General features: G+C 66.9%; 12 protein-coding genes. 9 read left to right on the top strand and 3 right to left on the bottom strand.

Going from position 1 to position 21,613, the window contains the following annotated elements; translation table 11 throughout:
- Positions 1–62: 62 nt before the first annotated feature.
- On the bottom strand, positions 63–530 hold the full coding sequence (locus tag AAF481_12405; GenBank protein MEM7481968.1) for a hypothetical protein: 468 nt from the start codon (positions 528–530) through the stop codon (positions 63–65).
- Positions 531–652: 122 nt separating this feature from the next.
- On the opposite strand from AAF481_12405, the gene AAF481_12400 reads away from it, so the two are divergent.
- The 6 genes from AAF481_12400 to AAF481_12375 all read left to right on the top strand — a co-directional run bounded on the left by AAF481_12400 (position 653) and on the right by AAF481_12375 (position 11,559).
- Positions 653–1,312 (top strand): hypothetical protein, encoded by a 660-nt coding sequence (locus AAF481_12400; GenBank protein MEM7481967.1) that lies wholly within the window; start codon positions 653–655, stop codon positions 1,310–1,312.
- Between the two features lie 117 nt (positions 1,313–1,429).
- Entirely contained in the window at positions 1,430–3,925 is a 2,496-nt protein-coding gene (locus tag AAF481_12395) for a hypothetical protein (GenBank protein ID MEM7481966.1), read from the top strand.
- A gap of 3 nt (positions 3,926–3,928) precedes the next feature.
- A complete protein-coding gene (locus AAF481_12390; protein ID MEM7481965.1) occupies positions 3,929–6,958 on the top strand; it encodes a S8 family serine peptidase in 3,030 nt (1,009 codons plus the stop codon).
- A gap of 53 nt (positions 6,959–7,011) precedes the next feature.
- Complete coding sequence (locus tag AAF481_12385) at positions 7,012–10,017, top strand: S8 family serine peptidase (protein MEM7481964.1); 3,006 nt, start codon at positions 7,012–7,014, stop codon at positions 10,015–10,017.
- 62 nt (positions 10,018–10,079) lie between these two features.
- Positions 10,080–10,457 (top strand): hypothetical protein, encoded by a 378-nt coding sequence (locus tag AAF481_12380; protein MEM7481963.1) that lies wholly within the window; start codon positions 10,080–10,082, stop codon positions 10,455–10,457.
- 202 nt (positions 10,458–10,659) lie between these two features.
- Entirely contained in the window at positions 10,660–11,559 is a 900-nt protein-coding gene (locus tag AAF481_12375) for an ABC transporter substrate-binding protein (GenBank protein ID MEM7481962.1), read from the top strand.
- 51 nt (positions 11,560–11,610) lie between these two features.
- On the opposite strand, the gene AAF481_12370 is transcribed toward AAF481_12375, so the two are convergent.
- Entirely contained in the window at positions 11,611–13,761 is a 2,151-nt protein-coding gene (locus AAF481_12370; GenBank protein ID MEM7481961.1) for a hypothetical protein, read from the bottom strand.
- A gap of 34 nt (positions 13,762–13,795) precedes the next feature.
- Positions 13,796–14,581 carry a hypothetical protein gene (locus AAF481_12365; protein MEM7481960.1) on the bottom strand — a complete coding sequence of 262 codons (786 nt, stop codon included), beginning with the start codon at positions 14,579–14,581 and terminating at the stop codon, positions 13,796–13,798.
- Between the two features lie 88 nt (positions 14,582–14,669).
- On the opposite strand from AAF481_12365, the gene AAF481_12360 reads away from it, so the two are divergent.
- From AAF481_12360 to AAF481_12350, 3 genes are read left to right on the top strand one after another with little or no spacing between them, the layout of a single operon-like run.
- A complete protein-coding gene (locus AAF481_12360) occupies positions 14,670–17,063 on the top strand; it encodes a hypothetical protein (protein MEM7481959.1) in 2,394 nt (797 codons plus the stop codon).
- An 18-nt stretch (positions 17,064–17,081) separates the two neighbouring features.
- Positions 17,082–19,259 carry a hypothetical protein gene (locus AAF481_12355; protein MEM7481958.1) on the top strand — a complete coding sequence of 726 codons (2,178 nt, stop codon included), beginning with the start codon at positions 17,082–17,084 and terminating at the stop codon, positions 19,257–19,259.
- A 10-nt stretch (positions 19,260–19,269) separates the two neighbouring features.
- The gene (locus AAF481_12350; protein MEM7481957.1) at positions 19,270–21,609 is read left to right on the top strand and encodes a hypothetical protein; all 2,340 of its coding nucleotides are present in this window, start codon (positions 19,270–19,272) and stop codon (positions 21,607–21,609) included.
- Positions 21,610–21,613: the final 4 nt, after the last annotated feature.

The raw sequence follows: 21,613 nt of genomic DNA, 5'->3' as shown, positions 1-21,613 counted from the left end.
CCTAAACAGGCCAATAAAGTAAGGCCGGGAACCAGGAATCTCTTCATCGTCGCGGTGGGAGTCTAGAACAGCCCGGATTGGAGGGTATGGACGCAGCATTGATCGACCTGGTAGTCGTCGATGCATGTGTCGTCGACATAGTAGAAAAAGCAGCCATCGTCTCCGTCTACGCACCAGCCCCAGAAGTCATTGCACTTTGCAAAGCACTCGTAGTTCTGAGCGTCAAGGCATGGGTTTCTGTACGAATCAGCTTCGTTCTTCTCGGCGGAGGAGTCCGAAGGTGTTCCGTCGACGTTGATTCCTGCAGCGTAGTTTTCCTTTGCGGCGTCAGGATCGAGAGATCCTTCGCCAGCTTCTAGGGGAAGTGTTAAGAGTAGGAAAGAAAGTAAGATGAGGGTGGCGCCCTTGGACATTGAGAAGTCCTTTCTTTCAATGTTTGGCATTCGATTATAAATTGATGAATCCCGGCAGTCAAGGCGGAGCCACAGGGCCGTTGACCAAGTCACCGGAGGGCGCAGGATCAGAGTCACTTCGAACGCTCGATACAGATCGTTGGTCGCTGAGAAGGCCGATCTCGTAGCTCAACTTGGGTAACGGCGCGGACCGCCTCTGCGCCTGAATCCGGTGAACCCCACCACCGGAGTCGCCGCCCATGCTCGATGTCCATAGCCCGATTCACCTTTCCCAGCTTTCCGATGTCCGGGTCTATCCGGATACCACCGACAGCTCCACCTTCTACGCCCTGCCGGTTCGTCCGGCGGTGGAGGATCTGGAGCTCACGCTGACCGGCCGCAAGGTGCGGGGACGGTTCGAGGCGGAGCGTGGGGTGGTTTCGCTGACCACCGTTCTCACCCTTGCGGAGTCGGATCGTCAGCGAGTAGAGCGTTTGCTGACGCAGCGCGCCGAGGGGATGCCTGTGCGGCTGGCGCCGGTGACCTGGGCCGGCGGACGGGTGGTGGTGACCCTCCTCCCCGGGCTGACCCTCGAAGGCTCTCCTTCGCTCTATGGCGACAACCGCTGTTCTCTGCAGCGAAAATTGGACGAGCCGTCGGCCCGGGAACTGGAGAAGGCCTGGGGTCGGGGCTTGCCCGATGCGCAGGCCGAGTACCTCTTGCAGCTCGGTGGAACGCCCAGTTCTGCCCGCCGGTCCTTTCGCTTGGAATCTTCAACCCGGGTGGTGGACGGGGTCGAGGAGCACGCTGCTGCCGCCCGCGGCAGGACCGAGCGGCGGGCGGGCGGTTCTGCCCAGGAACTCCGCTTCGCCGGATCGCTCGACGGGGAGGCCGGGGCCGTTCGACGGATTGGCATGTAACGAATTTATCGCCGGCGTCGCCGGTGATCATCACGAGCCGGACGTCTATGCCTTGGACTGCAACGCATCCCATTTCGACTTCCCGGAGGAGTCGAACCACGACCTAGGAACTAGAGCATGCTGAATCTCGACAGTGCCTTAGAGCTCCACGGAGTCACCGTTTTCCGTGACTACACCTCCCAGAACCGCTTCTGGTACATGCCGGATTCGCCGCAGCTTTCGAAGCAGGGCGGCGAGCACATGTTCCAGCTCCTGATCTATCGGGAGGACATCGCTGCGAGCGAAGAATTCGAGGAGGGCGATCGCGAGGGCGGTGGTTTCTTGACCATGACCGTCGATCTCGAAGTGTCCGCCGGCACTTTGGCCGCGGTGCGCGGTGAGTTGGAAAGCCGGGTGGGCGGCGCGGTGGACCTGGTGCCGGTGCCCTTCGAGCGCGGCAGCGTGCGGGTGACCGCTCTGGGTGAGTCCGCCGGTGCGGCGCCGGGTTTGGCTTCCGGCGACGACGACGAGGAGGGTGGAGGCTCCGGTTTTGTCGAGGAAATCCTCGGTTCGGCGACTCCCTCGCTCTACGGCAAAAATGAGGCGGTTTTGGCGCTGGAGCTTTCGAAGCGCGGCGCCCTGTTGATGAAGTCTTCCATCGAAGCCGGTGGCGCATCGCAGATTGCGATGGTTTACAACCTCGACTACAAGGGCCTGATGCCGGCTCGCGAATGCAAGATCACCATCGATTTCCGGCAGTCCTACCAGCACCTGCGGTCCCGTGCCCAGGTCAACACTCTGTGGTTCAAGGCGGATATCGACGCCGAGATGGAGACTCTCCGCAAGCAGGGGGCGATCACCATCGAGGATGTCGACTACCTGGGCCTGGAAGGGCCGGAATTGGCGGAGCGGGCGACACAGCTCCAGAATTTGGCCAAGGAGCTGGCTACCTGGTCGTTCTTCCGGCCGGGCTTGCAGCCGGGCCAGGTGCTGGCACAGGACCGCGGCGAACTCTCGGTCTACGATCCGGCGGTGGCGGCAGTGGCCAATACCGACGGCTTCACCACTCCCCTGCAAACGGCGGCCACCGGCCGAGGCAACACCGGCGATACCGCCGGGCCGCGCCACGAGGGCCGTTCGGCGACGACCGCCAACACCCGCCCCGGCGGCGAAGCTCCGCCGCCGGCGTCGGAGCGCGATGGCGGTGGCGACGGCGATGCGGCCGACGGCGGCGGCGGCGACCGTCCGTTGACCGCCGTCGAGCGCTGGAATCAGGCCGGCCGGCCGCAGGTGGGCTTCCTGATGCGTTCGCTGACCCAGGAAGAGCAGCAGACCATCACCTTCGATCTGCGTCAGGTTTCCGCCCAGCGGCGGACGGCGGCGCCGCAGAGCTCGATCCGTTTCGCCTCGGGCGGTGCGGACCTGTCGGACAAGATCCTGATGGTGGACCTGCGCCACCCGTTCTTCGAGACCATGCAGGGCACCGTTGGCAGTACGGCGGATTTCGAAGCCGAAGGCGTGCGGTCGATGAATGTCAAGGTGCGCTACGGCCAGCGGGAAGACGGCACGGGACCGAAGGACAGCAAGGAGTTTGTGCTCAACCAGCCGGGAGAGGCGGGCTCCTTCGCCTTCCATCTGGACCATCGCCTGAGCGTCGAACTGGAGTACCAGGTGATCGTCCACTACAAGGCCGGATTCGCCCTGGGCGACGCCTCGCCTTCGGCCACCTCGCCGTGGATTCGCACCACCACCCGCAACCTGGATATCGATCCGCGGGTGGTCGGAGCCACTTTCCCGGTGACCGTCACCGCCGGTCAGGTGGACTGGCAGTCCGTCAGGAGCATCCAGGCGGAGGTCCGCTACGCGGAGGCCGCCGCCGGGGCCAACGACTCGGCGACCCACGTGCTGACCCAGGCGGACTCGACGGCGGAGGTGCACATTCGGCCGCCGGCGGGCGCCTCGCGCAAGTTCGAGGTGGCCTCGACGTACTTCTACGAGTCGACCCAGGAAGGGCCGATCTTGCAGACCGACGAGGGCGCCCAATTGGTGGTGCTCAACCAGCCGCCGACCAAGGCGGTGCCGATTTCCGTCAACCTGGTGGATCCGCTGGCTCGCATTCGCAAGGCGATCGTCGAACTGGGGTACGAGAACCAGCAGACCAGCTTGGAACTGGCCGGCGACGGCGCCAGCCAGGGGTGGACGCTCTTCCGGTCGCGGCTGGACGAGAAACCGCGCTACTCCTACGCCGTCACGGTCTTCGGCAACGACGGCACCACCCAGCGTTCCCCGGAGCGCGAAACCGCCGAGCGCAACCTGATCGTCGGCGATCTGGTGGAGGGCATGCTGGAGGTCGAGGTGCGGATTCTCACCCCCGACCTGGCGGCCGCCGGATTCGTCCTCGCCAAGCTGCGCCTCGACTATCCGGATGCACCGGATTGGGCGGATCCCAACGTCGAGAAGACCTTTGAAGGAAACCCCGAGGCCTTCCACTGGAAGGTGCCGAAGAAGGCCGGCGGCGGTGACCAGTACACCTACACCATGCAGTGGTTCCGGGCGGACGGCTCGCGGGAAACCGTGGGGCCGGAAACGGCGCGGGACGAAGTGTTGATCCTCATTCCTCCGGTAGGGAGCTGACCCATGTCACAAGACTTGAACGCCGCGCTGAGTTACTTCTTTGGATCCTTCTTGAGCGAGGGCCAGCGGCGCACTCTGAGCGCCGCCGGCGAGCGGGCGAAGATCCGCATCGGCAACTACACCCGCTACGCCGGTTCGCCGGTCGCGGTGGTCGGTGGCGAGGAGCGCATGCCGAAGTACGCTGTCGGTGTGGGGCCTGAGCTGCCGGCGGGGGACAACGGCGTTCCGTCCGTCGGCGACGCCACCGTAGGACAGGGTGCGAACCAGGTCTTCCTCCTCTGGCTGCGGGAGGTGGCCGACATCCAGCACGACTCCGCTGAGGAGATCGAACGGGTGATGTCGAACGTCGACTTCTACGCTCCGGAAGGCAGTTCCGCCAACGCCGCTGCCTGGGCGGAGGCGATCGCCGGCACGGCGGACCGCGCCAGCCTTGCGGTGAACTTCTTCGATCACGAGGAAGTGCCGGCTGGCTTCGAAAGTCTGGCCGAGTCGGTGCAGGACTTCCGCGAGACGCTGCATCACTTCTTCACCTTCGCTGAGGACGGCGAGTACTACGAGCGCTGGTCCGGCAGCGGGCGCGAGGTGCCCGACGGACTCTCCTCGATCTATCGTCAGCGCAACATCGTCGAACTGCAACTCAAGCGATATGACGAATACATCTACTCGCTCGTCCCCGCTCGCTTCCTGAACCCGAGTGCCGCCGCCGATAGCGGCATGCGGGAGGTGGTGTGGGGTTTCCGGCGCGGTGACGATGGCGCCCCGGCCGAGGCACGGGTGCTCTTGACGGTGCCGAAGGACTTCGGCAACGCCGGCGATTTCTACGACTTTGTCGCCTTCGAGGCCGAGGAGGGCGAAGGAGCCGCCCTGCCGGTGACCGCCCGCTCGGCGGTCGATGCTCGGCTGGCGGACTTTCTCCAGGATCTGCCGGAGGAGGGCGAAGCACGCTCGGCGGCTCTGCGCAATTCGACGATCACCACCGACAACGATGAGCCGGCGGTCAAGGTGTTCGCGCAGGTGGCCGAGGGTGTCACCCTGCCGGACGGCGTGCGAAGCATCGGTACGGGGCCGACCCAGATGCTCCTGGTGCCGCCGGAGCGGGTAACGGAACTGGCGGCCCTCGAGGGCGTCGATTCCCTGGAGGCGCCGAAACCCCTGTTCCCCAGGCTCGGGGACGTGCGGCCGATGGTCAATCTGCCCGCCCTGGAGGCGCGAGTCGCCGCCGCCGACCGCGGTGGCGCGGGGGTGGTGGTCGGCGTGGTCGATAGCGGCCTCGATGCTCAACATCCGGCCTTCGCCGGCCGGGTCTTGGGCGTTTGGGACATTGCAGACCCCGCCGGACCCACCCCGGCCTCCGCCTGGAATGCCGGCAATTCGGGTGTGTTCGACGGCTTCGAGGACGCGATTCGGAGCTTCTTCTGGGATGCCGGGACCGAGTTCACCGGCCCAACGGTGACCAATGCTCGGGATACAGGCTCCCACGGTACCCATGTGACGGGTATCGCCGCCGGTGCGGCGGTGACCGGCTCGGATCCGTTGCCGGCGGGCATGGCACCGCGGGCGGACATCGTCGCCGTGCACCGCGGCCGGCCGGAGCCAGACCCGGACGATCAGTTCTCCCAGGACAATCGAGACATCTCCGATTGGGACACCTACACGGCGATCGCCTACATCTTGGAAAAGGCGCGGCGCCACCGCGAAGGCACGCCGGTGGTGGTGAACATGAGCTTCGGCCACCACGACCACGCTCACGACGGCACGGCCGCTCTGAGCCGCAGCTTGAACGAGGTCTCCCAGCTCAACAATTCGGCGCGGCCGGGCTTTGCGATGGTGGCGGCGGCGGGCAACGAGCGCTCCGACCAGCGCCATATCCAGCGCAGCGTCGGGGCCTCGGCGACCCGCAATTTCGACTTCGACCTCACCGGTTTCGACAGCCGTAGCCGCTTCACCGAGGTGGTGACCGTCTGGGTGACCAATCCGGACCCCGACAACGTCAACAACCTGGCGCTCGACGTGACCACCCGGCAACCGGGCTCGGCGACGGCGGTCACGCCCACCTACAGCCAGCAAGCGACGCACTCTCCGAGCTGGCAAAGCTTCTGGGGGCAGGGGGTTCACGTGGGCACTTCCTTTGGCCCACGGGACCCGCACAACAACGACTTCAACGTTCGGGTGCGACTGCAGACGGCGGTTGGGATCGTGCCGGACCCGGCGGGAACGGTGAACTTCCTCGGCGCCAACTGGCGCCGAGTGCGGCTGGATCGAGACTGGAACATTTCCGGTACCACCACCCAGATTTGGGGTACCGGGCTGCCGGTGGCGCTGGGGCCCTCGACGGCCAACGGTTTGGCTGGGTTCCTGTCGATCTTCAGCCTCCCGGCGCCGAGCGCCGCGGACCTCACGGCTTTCAACAATTTGACCACCGGGCGCTGGCGGGTGTCGCTTCGCAACCGCACCTCCGGGGCCCTCGATTTCCACGTCTGGGCAGGGCGGGAGAACGCTCAGTTCCGCAACGTCGGAGCGGCGGACATCTCGCACCTCATCTGCACTCCGGCGGAGGCCGATGGGGTGATCTCGGTGGCTTCCTGCAACGCCAACCTCGCGGTACCGAACCCGCCGGGCGCGGACATCATCGCGGACGGCAACCCGGAGGGGGCGATCACCAGCTTTTCGAGCCCGGGACCGCTGCGCAACCAGGCGACCAATCCGGGGGTCGACATCACGGCGCCGGGCAACATGATCATTTCGGCGCGTTCGCAGGTGGACGTGGCCGGCGGCACTAACCTGCTGACCGTCAACGCCAACGCCGTGCGCATGGCGGGCACCTCCATGGCCAGCCCGGCGGTGGCCGGCATCATCGCGAATATCATGGCCGAAGAGCCGAACCTGACCATCGACCAGATTCGGACGCGCTTCGCCACCTGCTCGATCCCGACGACGTTGCGCGACGGCACCACCGCCATGCCGGCGACGGCGCCGACCTCGGCGAACGACTGGGGCGAAGGGTTGATCGACGCCAACCGGATGAAGCCGTGAGACGTCGGGCTCGGCTGTCGGGGCAGCGCGCCGGGCGGTAAGGAGCAATCCCTGTGACCCGGGGTCTCGACGCCGCACTGGAGTTCTTTTTCGGCAGCGTACTGAGCCATTCCCAGCGATCCGTGCTGCGGACCGCTGGGGATCGGGCCAAGGTGCGGTTGGGTCGCTACGGTCGCTACGCCGGCTCGCCGGTGGCGGTGCTCGGCGGCGAAGAACGCACACCGCGCTTTTGCCTCCGGGTTGGCCCGGAGCTGGCGGTCGGGCTCGACGGCATTCCAGCGGTGGGTGAGGCCTCCGTCGCCGACCACTCCCCCCAGGTCTTTCTGTTCTGGCTACGAGACCTGGCCGACATCCGCCACGACTCCGCCGTAGAGATCGAGCGGGTGTTGAGCAATCTCGACTTCTACGGCTCGCCGGAAGGGGGTCAACAGGCGTCCTCCTGGGCGCGGGCGATTGCCTCCCTGCCGGATCGCTCGGTTCTCACCCGCAATCTCTTCGAGTGGCTGGAGGTGCCTTCGAACCTTGCTGGACTGGCGGAATCGGTACCGAGCCTGCGCGAAACGCTCCACCACTTCTTCACTTTCAGCGAGGAGGGGGAGTACTACGCACGGTGGTCCGGCAGCGGTCGATCCGTTCCCGCGGACCTGTCGGAGACCTACCGCCAGCGCAACCTGGTGGAAGCTCGCCTGCGGCGCTATGAGCCCTACATCTACTCCCTGCTACCGGCTCGCTTTCTCGATCCCAGCGCCCCCGCGGGCAGCGGAATGCGGGAAGTGGTTTGGGGATTCCGCTTCGGCGAGGATGGAGCGCCGATCGGCGTGCGGGTTCTCCACACGGTGCCCAAGGACTTCGAGGGTGCCGGGGACTTCTACGACTTCGTGGGCTTCGAGGCGGAAGAAGGGGAGGGCGTCGCCCTGGCGGAGGCGGCGCGCTCGTCCGTCGATGCTGGCCTCACCGGATTCCTGCAGGAACTCTCCGAGGAACCCGAGGTGCGCCTCGCCGCCCTGCAGCGCTCCGATCTCACCACCGGCGGCGACGAACCGCGGGTGAGGATGTTCGCTCGTGTGACGGCAGGATTCGAGGCACCGGAGGGCGTGGGAGGTGTGGGTGATGGAACGACGCGGGCCTTGCGAGTGCCGGTGGATCGTTTGGCCGAAGTTGCGGCTCGCGATGACGTCGAGTTCTTGGAGGCGCCGAAGCGGATGTTCCCCCGCTTGGTCGATGTTCGCCCGATGGTGAATCTGCCTGCCCTCGAAGCGCGCATTCCCGCCGACCGGCGGGGCGGAGCGGGGGCTGTGGTCGGAGTGGTCGACGGCGGTTTCGACGCCCAGCATCCGGCCTTCGCCGGGCGGGTGCTGGGTGTCTGGGACCAGTCCGACACCACCGGTCCGACCCCCGCTGATGGCTTCAACGTCGACGACGGACCCTTCTTCGATGTGCTCAACGAGCGCGATTTCGGCTACGGCACGGAGTTCACCGGCGCCACCGTGTCCCAGGCCCGTGACGGCGGTTCCCACGGCACCTACGTCGCCGGCGTCGCTGCCGGCGCAGCGGTGGGCGGTGCCGATCCCGTACCGGCGGGCATGGCGCCGCGGGCGAACATCGTGGCGGTCGCCGCCGGCCGGCCTCGGCCGCAGCCGAACAACCCTTTTGCGGATGCGAACCTCAGGGTCTACGACCTCGACATCTTCAACGGGGTCCAGTACATCCGGGAAAAGGCGCGGCGCCACCGCGAAGGAACGCCGGTGGTGGTGAATATCAGCCTGGGGTTCAGCGACCATGCGCACGACGGCACCGCCCCGCTGAGCCGGGCGCTGGCGGACCTATCGGCGGTGGACGGTCGGGAGCGCGAGGGATTTGCCATCGTGGCGTCCGGCGGCAACGAGCGCAAGGATGATGGGCACATCCAACGCCGCGTCGCTCCCGCGGCTCGGCAGGACTTCGACTTCGACTTCTCCGGCGTGGCGGGCAACAGCTCGGACTACGAGGTGGTCACCCTGTGGATGACGAATCCGGACTCACGCCGCCATCTCGCCATGGAGGTCACCACCCGGCAGCCGGCTTCTCCGGCGGCGGGTACGCCTACCTACACGCAGCGGGTGGATCACACGCCTCACTGGGTGACTTTCTGGGGGCAGGGGATTCATGTCGGCACTTCGTTCGGGCCACGGGATCCGGTGAACGGGGATTTCAATGTTCGCATCCACTTCCAGTCGGCTCTCGCCTTGGTGCCCGATCCGGCCGGATCGATTCTCTTTCGCTCGGCGCGGCATCGCCGGGTGTTGGTGGATCGCGACTGGACGATTCGCGGCACGACGACGCCGGCTTGGCAACAGGGGTTCGTGGTGCCCTTGGGCGACTCCACGGTGCAGGCCGGTGCCAAGCAGGGTTTGAGCGCGGCGGATGTTGCGGTGCTCAACGGTCTGACCGTCGCCCACTGGCGGGTGGGTCTCCATAACCGGTCCTCGCGCGCAATCGAGTGTCACGCCTGGGCCGGTTTGGAGAACGCGCGCTTCCGCGGTGTCAGCGCCGGGGATCGTCAGCACCAGGTCAGTGCGCCGGCCGACTCCTCGGGGGTGATCGGGGTCGCTTCCTGTAACAGCAAGCTGCTGGTGCCCAACGCCCCGGCGGCCCATCGCCTCGCCGACACGAATCCCGAGGGCGCGATTTCCAGTTTCTCGAGCCCGGGTCCCTTGCGCAAGCAGCCGGCGAACTCCGGGATCGAGATCACCGCTCCGGGCTGCAGTGTGATCGCCGCCCGCTCGCGGCAGCATGCGGTGGAGGAGGCCCAGGCGGGCCGCCGCCATGCGAACACGGTCAATGCGCTGGCCATGCGCGGACGAGGTACCTCCGTTGCGAGCCCGGTGGTCGCCGGCCTGATCGCCAATGTGATGGCCGAGGAGCCGAACCTCACCCTCAGCCAGATCCGCGCTCGCCTCGCCCAGTGCTCGGTGCCGACGACGCTGCGCGACGGGGTGACCCCGATGCCCTCCAACCTGCCGACGTCCGCCGACGATTGGGGCGCCGGCTTGATCGACGCCGACAAGCTGAAGCCGTGACTCGAAAGCTGCAAGCCAGCCATTCTCACCAGCGACCATAGCGAGAGGAGTATCCTGGAGCCATGAACGGTGACTGCCCCCCACCCGACCGACCCGCCGAAGAGCGCCCCGCCGACGAGCAAGGCGCCGAAGCGACCACCGCCAACGAAGCCGCCGCGCCCGAAGGCGCCGTCACCCTCACCCCGGGCCAGCACGCCAAACTCGATTCGCGTCTCGGCGAAGCCCTCGGAGACGCCGGTCCGGAGGCGGATGCCGGACCCTTTGAGGTGACGGTGAGTTTCCACGGTCCGATCCCCAGCGCTCATGACCTCGCAACCTTCGGTCTGGCTCGTCTTGGTGACCTGGTCCTCGGCCGGGTGGACCGCGCGGCCCTCGGCCGGTTGACGGCGCGGGACGATGTGAAGAGCGTTTCCTTGATGGGGAGTTCTTACCTGAGGTAGAGGCTTGGGACTCGAAGGCCGCCCGGTCCCCGACGACCAAGCCCTGAACCGACCCTCACGAACCTCCCACCACCCCACGCCGACGTCTCGGGTATTCACCGAGAACGGGGTATCCTCGCCTGTGCCCAATGGCGGGCCAGAAACTCAGAAATTACGTGGCTCTCTGGCGTCCAGGGGGAGCCTTGAGAGGGGACGATACATCGTGGAAAAACTGCGTTTGGGGTTGGAGTGGTTTCTCAATCCGGATCACCTACCGCTGCTGGTGGCAGAAGAGAAGGGGTGGTTTCGCGAAGCGGGGATCGAACTGGAGCTGGTGGAGCCGGAGAAGCACTTCGATGCCATGGAGGAGATCGAGGCCGGGCGGATGGAGGTGGCGATCACGGAGCCCATTCACCTGGTGCAGGATCGCGCCAAGGGCGACAAGGTGGTGGGTTTTGCGCGCTTCCTCCACACCAACGGCGGGGTGATGTACCTCGAAGGCTCAGGGGTAGAGCGGCCGCGGGACATGGCCGGCAAGCGCATCCAGTATCCCGGCGCTCCGGGTCCCGGTGGGCCGGCCATTGTCAGAACGATGATCGAGGCGGACGGCGGAACTTGCGATCCGGCGGACTTCACACCGGTCAACAACGGTTTTCTTCACACCGACGCGCTGCTCGAAGGCAAGGCCGATGTGGCGACCCTGATCTTCTACAACTTCGAGGTCATCGAAGCCCGCGGGCGCGGCGCGAATCCCGGCTTCTTCGCGCTGAAGGATTGGGGCGTGCCGGATTTTTGCCAGCTCATCCTGATCACCAGCGAAGAGGTGATGGCGGAGCGTCGACCGCTGCTCGAGAACGTGGTTCGTCTGATTCGGCGGGGTATCGACTTCGTCCATCAGCAGCCGGCTGAAGCGCTGGAGATCTACGACCGGCGGACCACCGGCGCCTACTCGAAGGACGAGCTGGGCGCGGCGATCTTCGACGCCACGGTCGGATGCTTCACCCACGACCTGTCGATGAGTCACGATTACTACCATCGCCTCGGCGATTGGCTGGTGGCGACCGGCCAGTGCGACGAAGCGCCGGATCGACTCGTCTACTGGACCAACGAACTGGTGGTGTGAGGGCGGGGCGCTGTGGCGAGGTGCTCCAGTCGGCTGGCTGGGAGAGGGCGATCAGGCTGGAAGCACGAGCACTTCATCCGTCAGCTCGCGCTCCGTCAAGGCCCTCACCTCGGTCGTGAAGAACAGCTCCCCGGCCATCCGGTAGCGGGTTTCCTGGGCGTCACCGCGGAACGGAATGCGCATCTCGACCGGTGCTTTGCCGGCTTCCAGGAAGTGCTCCACGGTGGGGGAGATGCCGTCCGGTGGCTCGAGGGAAGTGAGGCGGAGGTTGGCGCCGGCGAGACCGTCGGTGGGCAGCAGGACGACCTTCACCTTGAGCAGCCGGAGATGCGTGTCGCCCACCACCAGCAAGGGGCCGGCCGCCGGCAGCCACTCGCCCTGCAGCACCTCGGCGTTCCTGGCGGTGGTGCGCAGGCGGTAGCGGTAGCCGCGGGCGAAGTCCGCCGCCGGGGGGACCGACCAGAAGGCCGTGGGCTGCTCGGCGGTGAGGTCGACGCCGGTGCGCGAGGCTTCGCCGCCGTCCAGGGTCTCCAATTCCACGAAGGCGCTACGCAACCGTTCGAGCGGATCCGCCAGAACGATGCGCACCCTCCGTTCGAGGATCTCCGGCGGTTGGATCAGCAGGTGACGCTGCTCCGGACCGATGTGGCCCTCCACGGTAACCTCACCGCCGTCCTTCAGGGCCAGGGTTCCGGTGAGATCAACGGCGGTACGACCCCACACGGCGACGGCGACCTCCCGCCGCTCTGCGTCGAGCAGGAGGGATAGCGAGCGGCTGCCGTCCGACAGACGGCCTTCGAAGCGCTCGGCGCGATCGAGCACGGTGGGCCCGAGGGCGATGCGTAGGCGGCGCCGTTGAGCGGCGACTTCCGGTTCGACCAACAGGGCGCGCGTCGGCGCCGGGGCGAACTCCGTGTCCGCCGGCGGTTCACCGAGGTCGTCCGATGCCGGCCGGGCGAGGGTCCGGCGTTTCACCTCGACCTCGCCGGCGGGCAGCACGGTGGCCGCCCTGGGTTCGTCCTGCGACAGCACCAGGGTGCGCCTTTCGTCGCCTACCCGAAGGTCGAGTTGCACTCGGTCCACCCCGCTCCAATCGGCGCCCGGCAGGCTGAAGGCTTCGAAACCCTGGTGCGCTGCGGCCGGATCTAGGAGGTCTACTTCGCGCAGCCAGTCGGTTGCGGAATTCGCTAGCGACACGGCGCCCTGGGGAGCGATCCTCCGGGCCTGCACGGAGGTTTCCCGCAGGTCGTAGGTCAAGGTTTGTTCGTCTTCCTGGGAGAACGCTCGCAGCACAAAGGCGCCTCGGGCGATGGAGTCGCGCCGGGTAGACGATGGGCCTTCGCCGGAATCGGTCTCTGCCTGTGCTGGCGCGGCCGCCGGCTGGAAGAACAGCATCTCCGACAGCTCCAGCAGGGTCTTGCGAATCTCCTCCTCGCGCTCCGCCAGCACCGTCGGGTCGCTGCCGGTGTAGTCCACGTCCTCGATGCGGATGTGGCCCTCGCGGGCCAGCGCTTCGGCTTCGCGATCGAGATCGGCGCGTAGGTACAGGGTGTCCGCCGCCAGGCGGGTGCGCAGGTAGTCGTAGGCCATGCGGTAGTCCACTTCGGCGCGCAGGCCGCGGGCCTGGGCCAGCCCGGAAAAGGTGAGGTCGTAGATCACCAGCAGCGGCGTCGCCGTGCCGTCCAGAGCGGCCTCCGCGAGAACCGCGCCGTCTGCCGTCAAGGGGGCCGAGAAGATGGCGTGCTGGTGGTGGAAGAGGGACGGTGCCGCGCTGCCCAGGACCTGTTCGACGAACCGCCCTGCCGGTGTGGACCCGTTCTCGGCGTCGCCTTCGCCGGATTCGGTCGCCGCCGTGTCCACCGCCTCTGCCGGACTCTCCGTTCCCAATATCACCAACCGCACGCCGCCGCGGTCGAACACCACCGGCACGATGTTCGGTTCAACTTCGAACCGCTCGGCGATCTCGTCGCGGGCGTCGGCGACCTGCTCCTCTGGCGGTTCGAGATCCACTGCCAAGCGCAGGAAACCGCCGCGGGCTTCGTCCTCGTCGGCGGTGCCGCGGTAGCGCAGCAGTTCAATGCCGCCGCCGGGACCTTCGGTGACGCGGGGCGTACCCGGCAGCAGGTGAAAGGTGGCGGGGTCGGCGTGGTCGCGGAAGAAAGAGAGGCCGGCGGCCTCGACGGGAGAGTCCAGGAGCAACATATCGACTCCTCCGGCGCGCCACCGGCGCCGGGCGTTACGCCGGTGCCGGCAACCGCAGGGAGACGACCCGCTGTTCGGTGCCGCTGGGCGAGAGCTTCCAGGCCAGCATTCCGTGCCAACCGCCGTTGGGTCGCGGACCGAGGGCGCGCACCGCCGCCAGGTGCCGTTGGTAGGCCTCGAGGTCCGGTGTGGCGAGCCCCCCCGACCAGCTTTCGGAGACCGCGTCGTCGTTCCCCCAGCAGCGCGAATCGGCGCCGACGGTGACCGCCACGAGGTCGCCGCCGCGCCACCCGAAGCTGACCCAGAACCCGAGTTCGGCGGGCCGCGGCCGCGGCGTCACGGCGGGCGGCGGGGCATCGATCAAGGCGGCGCAGGGGGCGACGAAGGCGGACCACGGGCCGGCTTGCCGCCAGCGGGCGTAGAGCTCGATTCGGTCCTTCCAGCGCGCGGCCATCACCGGTTTGAGGCCGACCGGCGCGCCCGCCGGCACGGGCGGAAGGTCGATGCTTTTCACCGGAGGGAGCCGGTGGTAAGGCTTCGCCTGCAGGCCGCCGGTGGCGGACCAGCGCAGGCCGATCCAGGTCGGCAGTCCCCAGGGGTGGTCTTGCAGCTCAAAGGCCGCGTTCAGCGCTGCGGAATCCACCCCCGATTCAAAGGTCATGCGCACGCCGTGGGCGGTATTCGGCGCCCCGACCAGCACCTCGAAGGGTCGGCCGCCGGCTCGGCGGGCCCGCCGGCAAGCTTCGACGAAGTTCACGGAGTCCGGCGGGCTTCGCCAGGTGATGGTCTGTAACAACGAATCGAATGAGTCGCCATTCATGGTGCAAGGCCTTCTTCCCGAGCCCTTTTCTCCCGACGAGGATCGGAAGCCGCCGAGAAACCTTTACGAAACCACCTGAGGTTCGATCATGCTGACGATGACCAATCCTATGACCGTCGCCCTCGGCAACCAGTCCTACACGATCTATCGGGACGATGCCAACAAAACCGGCCCGCTGCGCCGCAACGAGCGGCGGCGCTGGCAGTTTTACATGCTGCCGCCGGAACCGCGCATCGCGCTGGATCCGGACGGCAATCCGATCTTCTCGATGGTCGTCTATCGGCACGACGAAGATCGCCTGACGGTCGAGGACACCGCCGAGGACGTCGGTGGCGGCATCCTCACATTCACCGTGGACCTCGGAGTGCCGCAGCAGACCTTCCAGCAGATCAAGAGCCGGGTGAAGTCGATGGCCTTGGGCGATGCCCTGGGGGCCGCTGGCGATATAGAGATCGACCTCACCTACGTGCCCTTCCTCGAAGGCACGGTGGCGGTGGCGGTGGCCGGCGAGCAGGGCGACGACACCGGTGAGGATCGCGAGTTCGTCGAAAGCGTGGTGGGCGCCGGCAAGGTGGCCGGTGTCGGCGGCAACCGCAAGGCGGTGATGGTCAAGCTCACCCAGGCCGGCGCCGCGCTGATGTCGCAACTCGACCAGCTCCGCACGCTACCGATCAACGTCCAGTACGACCTCGAGTTCGAACACCGCCTGATGGGTGTGACCATGCGCGTGTGGTGCGATATGGAGTCGTCCTACGAACTGACCCAAACCCTACATCACGAAAAGGTCGACGAATGGGGCGGCTATCTCTCCTTGAGCCGGAGCCGTGGCCGGATCGACAAGGTGACCAGCGTGGTGGAGGAGCTGGAGCGCAGCAAAGACGCCGGCGTGGAGGTCACTCCCGGCAGCTCGGAGGTGGAGGAGGAGACCATCCTGGCCCTCGAGAAGTTCGGCCTCGACATGCTCGCCCGGGAATTGGACAAGGCGCTCGAAGCCTCACCGCCGCCGGAGGAGCTGGACCGCCAGTGGTTGGAGTCGTTCAAGCAGGACTATTCGAGCAACTTCAACTTCCAGGTGGATCGCAAGATGGTGCTGGTTCAGGGCTACACCCCCTCGGCCAATCTGGAGAACGTCTTCCAGCGCGGTGACCTCGACGAGATGGTGGCCTTCGTCGATCTAAGAACGGACTTCTTCACCTTCCTCAAGGTACCGATCCGGGTGAATGCGGATTTCACCAACTTGCCGGTCCATTCGGTCACGGTGACGGTCCACTACCGGCGCCAGCGGGTGGGCGGCGGTGGTTTCGAAGAGATCGACAAGTCCTTCAACTTCACCGACGGTGCGCAGATCCAAACTTTCCTCACCTTCGCCAACCGGCTGCGGGACGTGACCTACGACTGGTCCGCGACGGTGCACTACGAAGACTCCGACAAGAGCTACACCTTCGACCAGAGCGACGTCCGCGACGACTTCTTGGTCATCGATGTCGGCCAGCTCGGAATGCTCGAAGTGGATCTCGGCCTAGGCCTGGTGGATCTCGAAAAGTTCCCGCAGGCCAAGGTCAGTTGCCGGTATCACTCGGACGCCTTGGGCGAGACCGTGGAGCAGAGTTTCCTCTTCGACCAGGACAACGAAGGCTCCGTGTGGACCGAAGTGATCCACGAGGAGTGGGACAACACCTGGGAGTACAAGGTCGACTGGCGCACCGCCGACGGCGACATCCTGGAAGGCAACTGGACCCCCTCCAACTCCAGCCGAGTGCGGGTGGACGCGCCGATTCCGGACATGCTCGATGTCGCGGTGGTGTGCAGCGGCCAGTTCGGCCAGGAGGTTGACTCCATCGCCCAGGTGGCCGTGTCGCTGCGCTACCAGGACGAGGCCAACGCCTACACGGAGGAAGGGCAGCTCCTGTTCACGGCGGACCAGCAGCAGCTCACCTGGCAGGTTCCGCTGCGCAATCGCGAGTTGCGGGACTACGAATACCGCTACGCCATCATCTACCGCGACGGGGTGATCAAGAACTTCCCGGAAACCCCGGACGAATGGCTGCCGGGGCAACCGGGCTTCATCGCGGTGGGCGAAAAGTACACCCTGGAGGTGAACCTCTACCCGATGCTCCTGACCTATCCGGACGAGGCCAAGGTAGTGCAGGTGGACCTGGCCTACGAGGATCCGGCCAACGACGTCGCCGAGACCGACAGTTTCGTCTTCAGCGCCGACAACAAGGATCCCGAGGTATGGCGGGTGAGCGGCGCCGACGGTGGACCGAAGCAGTACACCTACACGGTCACCTATATGTCCACCACCGGCGAGGTGCGGCGGATGGACCCGGTGCTCCAAGAAGCCGAGGCGATCGTCATCAAGCCGCTGGTGCTGCCGGAGCCGGAGCCGGAACCCGATCCGGAACCCGGGCCGACTCCCGCGGACCCGACGCCCAGCCCGGCGGATCCCGAGCCCGGTCCCACCCCTGCGCCCGGCGGCTGATCCGCCTGGAGTCGCCCGGTGATCGATCTCAACGCCCCCCTTCGCACCGTTGCCGGGGTCGACCTCGCTGTCGATTCCGAGCAACCGACGCGCTTCCACGTGCTGCCTGCCAAACCGCGGGTAGCCCGGAAGGAATTCGCGCCGGCCGATGGCGACGGCGTGGTGGTGGAGAAGCCGGATCTCGGCCTGCTCCGCTTCCTGCGCGAGGGTGAGGTCACCGGCGGCCATCTCCACCTGGGCCTGGAGGCGGGGTACCCGGCGGAGCGGCTGGAGGCCTGCCGGGAAGAACTGGCCGACGAGCTGTCCGACGACGGTGTAGAGCTGGTGGCCGTCACCCCCGTATCGGCGTCGGCGGAGTTGCTGTTTCTCGGCCGCGAGACGGACGACGACGGCGGCCTCTCCGGTCTGGTGCGGCGCGGCTACGGCTGGGTCGCCGCCGGGGTCGACGCCCCCCATCGCTCGCGTTTCGCGGTGGATCTGGACCCGGCCGGCGTCGCCCTGATGGAGGCCGCCATGGTGAGCGGCGGGGCGCCGGTGGGAGTGATCTACCGATTCGGCATCGAGGGTCTGTGGCCCGCCCTCGAAGCGGTGGCTCGGGTGGACTGGGAACGGGTGTATGACCACTTCTCGAGCCACGAGCGCCGCGGCGTGCTGCTGGCGGTGGAGGACATCCAGCGCATCCGCGAGGATCTGGAGGAAGAGGGCGCGATCGCGATCGAGGTGGTGCGCGGCCTCTCCGGCGAGCATCTGCTCACCGATCCCTCGGTCATCCTGGCCTGGATTCAACGCGAGATGGTGGAGCGCTTCTGCGAGCCGGTGATGCCGATGTCCCGCGAGCCGGCGAGAGCCTCCCTGGGCGGAGTGGGCGAGCTGCTGGGGGCAGGTTTCTCCTATGCCGTCAAGGCCCGCACCCAGATCGAGCGGGCCCAAGGGGTCATCGATTTCAATCGCCGGGCGGTCGTCTCCCGGACGTTGACCGCCGAAGCCCACCTGGCGGATCTGCTGGGCGACTCGCCGGTGGAGGAGCACCTTTCCGATGCCGAGACGGCGGATCATCCCTTCTTCCGGCGCTTTCGCCTCGAGGTCGAGAGCACCCGGCCGCTATCGGAGCTGCATCTGGAAGAGGCGGTGCTGCACTTCTCCTTCGGCACCCACGACGACAGCGGCCAGCTCGCTGCCGCAAACCGCACCGTCCAGTTCGAGAGCTGGGCCGACGCTTCAGCGGACGGCACCTGGTCGTTGCTGCCGGAGGTTCGCTTCGCCGACGAGGCACCGATCCACCAGGGCGAGGCGGTGCAGCTACCGGTGGTGACCGGCGACAGCCGCGCCCTGTCCCTCGACTTCGGTCGCCTCCTCGGCCTGCGCGAGCTGCGCCTCGAAGCGCCCGCCGATGAGCGGGTTCTGATGTGCCGGGTGAAGGTGAATCACCGGCGGGGCGAGGAGATCCGGGACGATCGCGAGGTGGTGCTGACCGGGGATCACGCCGCGGAGACGGTGTGGTTTCACGACTTCGAGGAAGGCGACCAGCTGGAGGTGCTCCCGGCCTACCTGACCGCCGAGGGGCGCCAGGTCACCCAGGATCCGCTGATCGCCGACACCCGGATCCTCCGCCTGCCGCCGGCCTTTCCGGGCCGTATGACCGTGCAGCTCCTGTCGGACGACGACTGGACGGATCTCGACCAGGTGGTGGTGGCGGTCCAGAAGTCCGAAACGGCGCCTGCCGGAACGTTCACCTTCTCGGGTCCCGGTGAGCTGGTGCCGGTAGCCCTCGACCTGCCGGATCCCGCCGACCGCAGCTTTCGCTACCGGGTGGCGCGCACCTGGTCGAGTGGGGCGGTCGAGGAGGACGACTGGACCACCAGCGACGCCTCTCTGGTGGTGGTCGGCCGGGTGGCGAGCGACCGGCTGGTGGTGGACGTCGTGCCGGTGGGTCCGGAGCTGACCGCCGCCGGCATCCTCCTGATCGAGGTGGAGCTCGCCTACGTCGATGTACCGAACCGCGTTCGGGAACTCGATCAGGCCGTCTTCCGGGCCCGCGCCGATCGCCATCGCTGGCAGATCGCCCTCGCCGATCCTCAGCTTCGAACCTACGAATACCGCGTCATCGTGCACCGCACCTCCGGTGACCGGGAAACCGGCCCCTGGACCACGACCGGCGACCAGATCCTCACCATTCCCATCGTAGCCAGCCTTTAGGAGATTTCTCATGTTGAGCGTCATGGACCCGGTTGAGCTGGAAGGCCTCCAGATCTTTCGCGACGACGAAGACCCCCGCAAGTTCTACCCGCTGCCGGACCAGCCGGTGATCCCCGCCGACGACGAGGGCAATGCGGAGTTTCTGTTTATCAAGTACCTCAAAGAGGTCGACTCCCTGACCGACGATGAAGAGGCGGGCGGCGGTTTCGTCATGTTCCGCTCCGTCCTGCATCTCGACGAAGAGCGCCGAGAGCGGGTGATCGAGGGCCTGCGTACCCGTCTCGAGCAGGAGAAGGCGGCCGGCGAGAAGCCCTTTGGCCACAAGATCACCAACACCGAGCCGATCCTCGCCTCCCCCCTGTGGAGCGACGGCGAAGTGTCGCTGGCCACCTTCCAGGTGAGCGACACGGGGCTGGTGCGCCACGCCACCGAGACGGTGCGGCCGGACCTGGCCGGCGACCTCGGGGCCTCCATGACCTTGGAACTGGACGACACCGGCACGGAGATCTTTTGGAGCGCCTTCGAGGACCGCGACCAGCAAATCCCGATCGTCGTCTCCTACGACCTCACCTACAAGGCGCGGGTCTCCGCCACCATGAAGATCCACGCCGAGCGCTCGGTGATCGAGCGCCGGGTGTGGAGCCAGGCCCGGCCCTACAAGCTGGTGCGCCGGCCGCGCGCCCGCTGGGTGCGCATGGCTCACCAGGGCGCCCTCAATCCGGCGGTTATCGCCACCCTGATGGCGCGTAGCCAGCATCCGGTGAGGGCGATGATCCGCACCCGCCGCCTGCGCGAGTCCATCCGCCAGGCGATCCTCGAGCAGGAGATCCGGGTGGAGATCGACACGGACGAGAGCGGTGGTGGCGACTCTTCCGTGCAGCAGTCGCTCTTCACCCTCGCCACGGAGGTGTTGACCGAGCGGGTGATCCCGGCGATGTTCGGCGACGCCCAACCCGGCGCCGACGACGAGGACGACGAATCCGGCAGCTTCGACCTGCTAGAAGTCTCCGCCGACGATCCGGGCATGGTGTTCGATCTGCAACTCGATTCGCGCCAGACCATCGACCGCAAGGTCTATCCCAACGGTCCCATCCACCTGCTGCTGGACGATCCCGACGCCGTCGCCTCGTCCTTTCGGGAACTGCGCCTGACGGACGGCTTCTTCAGTCTGATGCAGGTCGCCGTTTCCACCTCCGGGGTGAACTTCGAGCGCGACGGCATCGCCTCCATCCAGGTGTTCCTGGAGTACGAACAGCGCGACGAGAAGAACCCGGCGCGACCCTGGGTGCGGCGCAACAAGGACGTCGTGCTCAAGAGCGAGGAGGACGCCGCCCACTGGCGGACGGACACCGCCCGGCGGGCCGACGGCAGCCACATCCGCTCCTACCGCTACAAGACCAAGGTGCGCTACCTCGACGGGCCGGACACGGAAAGCGAATGGCGGGAAACCACCGACCAGAAGCTCCTCATCACCCCGCAGGCGATGGAAGCCCTGCGGGTGGAATTGGCGCTGACCGCCACAAGCGACGTGGTGGAATCCGCCCGGTTGGACCTGCGCCATCGCACCCCCTCCGGCAAGCAGTTCACCAAAACCCTGGAACTCACCCCCGGCGGCGAGCGCGCCACCTGGTTCCAGCACACCGGTGAGTTGGTGGGAGACGATCTCCAGGGACCCGAATACGAAGTGCAGGCCACCTACCGCACCGGTTCCACGGAGCTGGTGGTGCCGTGGGCCGCCACCCGCGACCGCACCCTCGAAATCCCCAGCCCCTTCCGCCAGCGTTTGACCTACATTCTGCGGCCACAGGGCTCCTTCGAGGGGGTCAGCGGCATCGCCGGCGACCTCCTCTACGAGGATCCGCAGCACCAGTACAAGGTGCGCCAGACCTTCCACCTCGGCTCCCTGGCGGAAGTCGCGGAGATCGCCGTTCCGGTGCTCGAAGGCGGTCCGGAAACCGCCCGCTGGGAGGCCCGCAAGCTCTTTGCCGACGGCTCGTCGGAGGACCTGGGCGGTGGCGAGGCGGTGCCCGGCACCGTCTGGATCGGCGGCGCCGACGACGGTTCCGTCGCCTTCCTGGACGTCCAGGTGCTGCCGGACCTGCTCGACTTCGAGGGCGACGTACAGCTCGCCGTGGTGACCCTCACCCACGGCGACGAGAGCGACAGCTTCACCTTCTCCAAAGCCAACGCCGCGCCGCAGTCCTGGCGGGTCACCCTCGACCCGGACCTGGAGCCGGCCTACGACGCCCGCATTCGCTACATCGCCTATGACCGCGCGCAGAGTTCCAACGTCGAACTCGCCGGTCAGACGGATCAAATCCTGGTGCTTGACCGCGCCGCCCAAGGATAGGAAA

The organism is Acidobacteriota bacterium, from assembly GCA_039030395.1.
Taxonomy (GTDB): domain Bacteria; phylum Acidobacteriota; class Thermoanaerobaculia; order Multivoradales; family JBCCEF01; genus JBCCEF01.
The sequence above is the reverse complement of the archived record's forward strand: the minus strand, read 5'-3'. Positions and strand labels throughout refer to the sequence as shown.

What these genes read in the sequence shown, in the direction of transcription:
- AAF481_12380 (MEM7481963.1), top strand. Translation starts at nt 10,080, where the DNA reads ATGAACGGTGACTGCCCCCCACCCGACCGACCCGCCGAAGAGCGCCCC.
- AAF481_12400 (MEM7481967.1), top strand. Translation starts at nt 653, where the DNA reads ATGCTCGATGTCCATAGCCCGATTCACCTTTCCCAGCTTTCCGATGTC.
- AAF481_12390 (MEM7481965.1), top strand. Translation starts at nt 3,929, where the DNA reads ATGTCACAAGACTTGAACGCCGCGCTGAGTTACTTCTTTGGATCCTTC.
- AAF481_12360 (MEM7481959.1), top strand. Translation starts at nt 14,670, where the DNA reads ATGCTGACGATGACCAATCCTATGACCGTCGCCCTCGGCAACCAGTCC.
- AAF481_12395 (MEM7481966.1), top strand. Translation starts at nt 1,430, where the DNA reads ATGCTGAATCTCGACAGTGCCTTAGAGCTCCACGGAGTCACCGTTTTC.
- AAF481_12350 (MEM7481957.1), top strand. Translation starts at nt 19,270, where the DNA reads ATGTTGAGCGTCATGGACCCGGTTGAGCTGGAAGGCCTCCAGATCTTT.
- AAF481_12370 (MEM7481961.1), bottom strand. Translation starts at nt 13,761, where the DNA reads ATGTTGCTCCTGGACTCTCCCGTCGAGGCCGCCGGCCTCTCTTTCTTC.
- AAF481_12365 (MEM7481960.1), bottom strand. Translation starts at nt 14,581, where the DNA reads ATGAATGGCGACTCATTCGATTCGTTGTTACAGACCATCACCTGGCGA.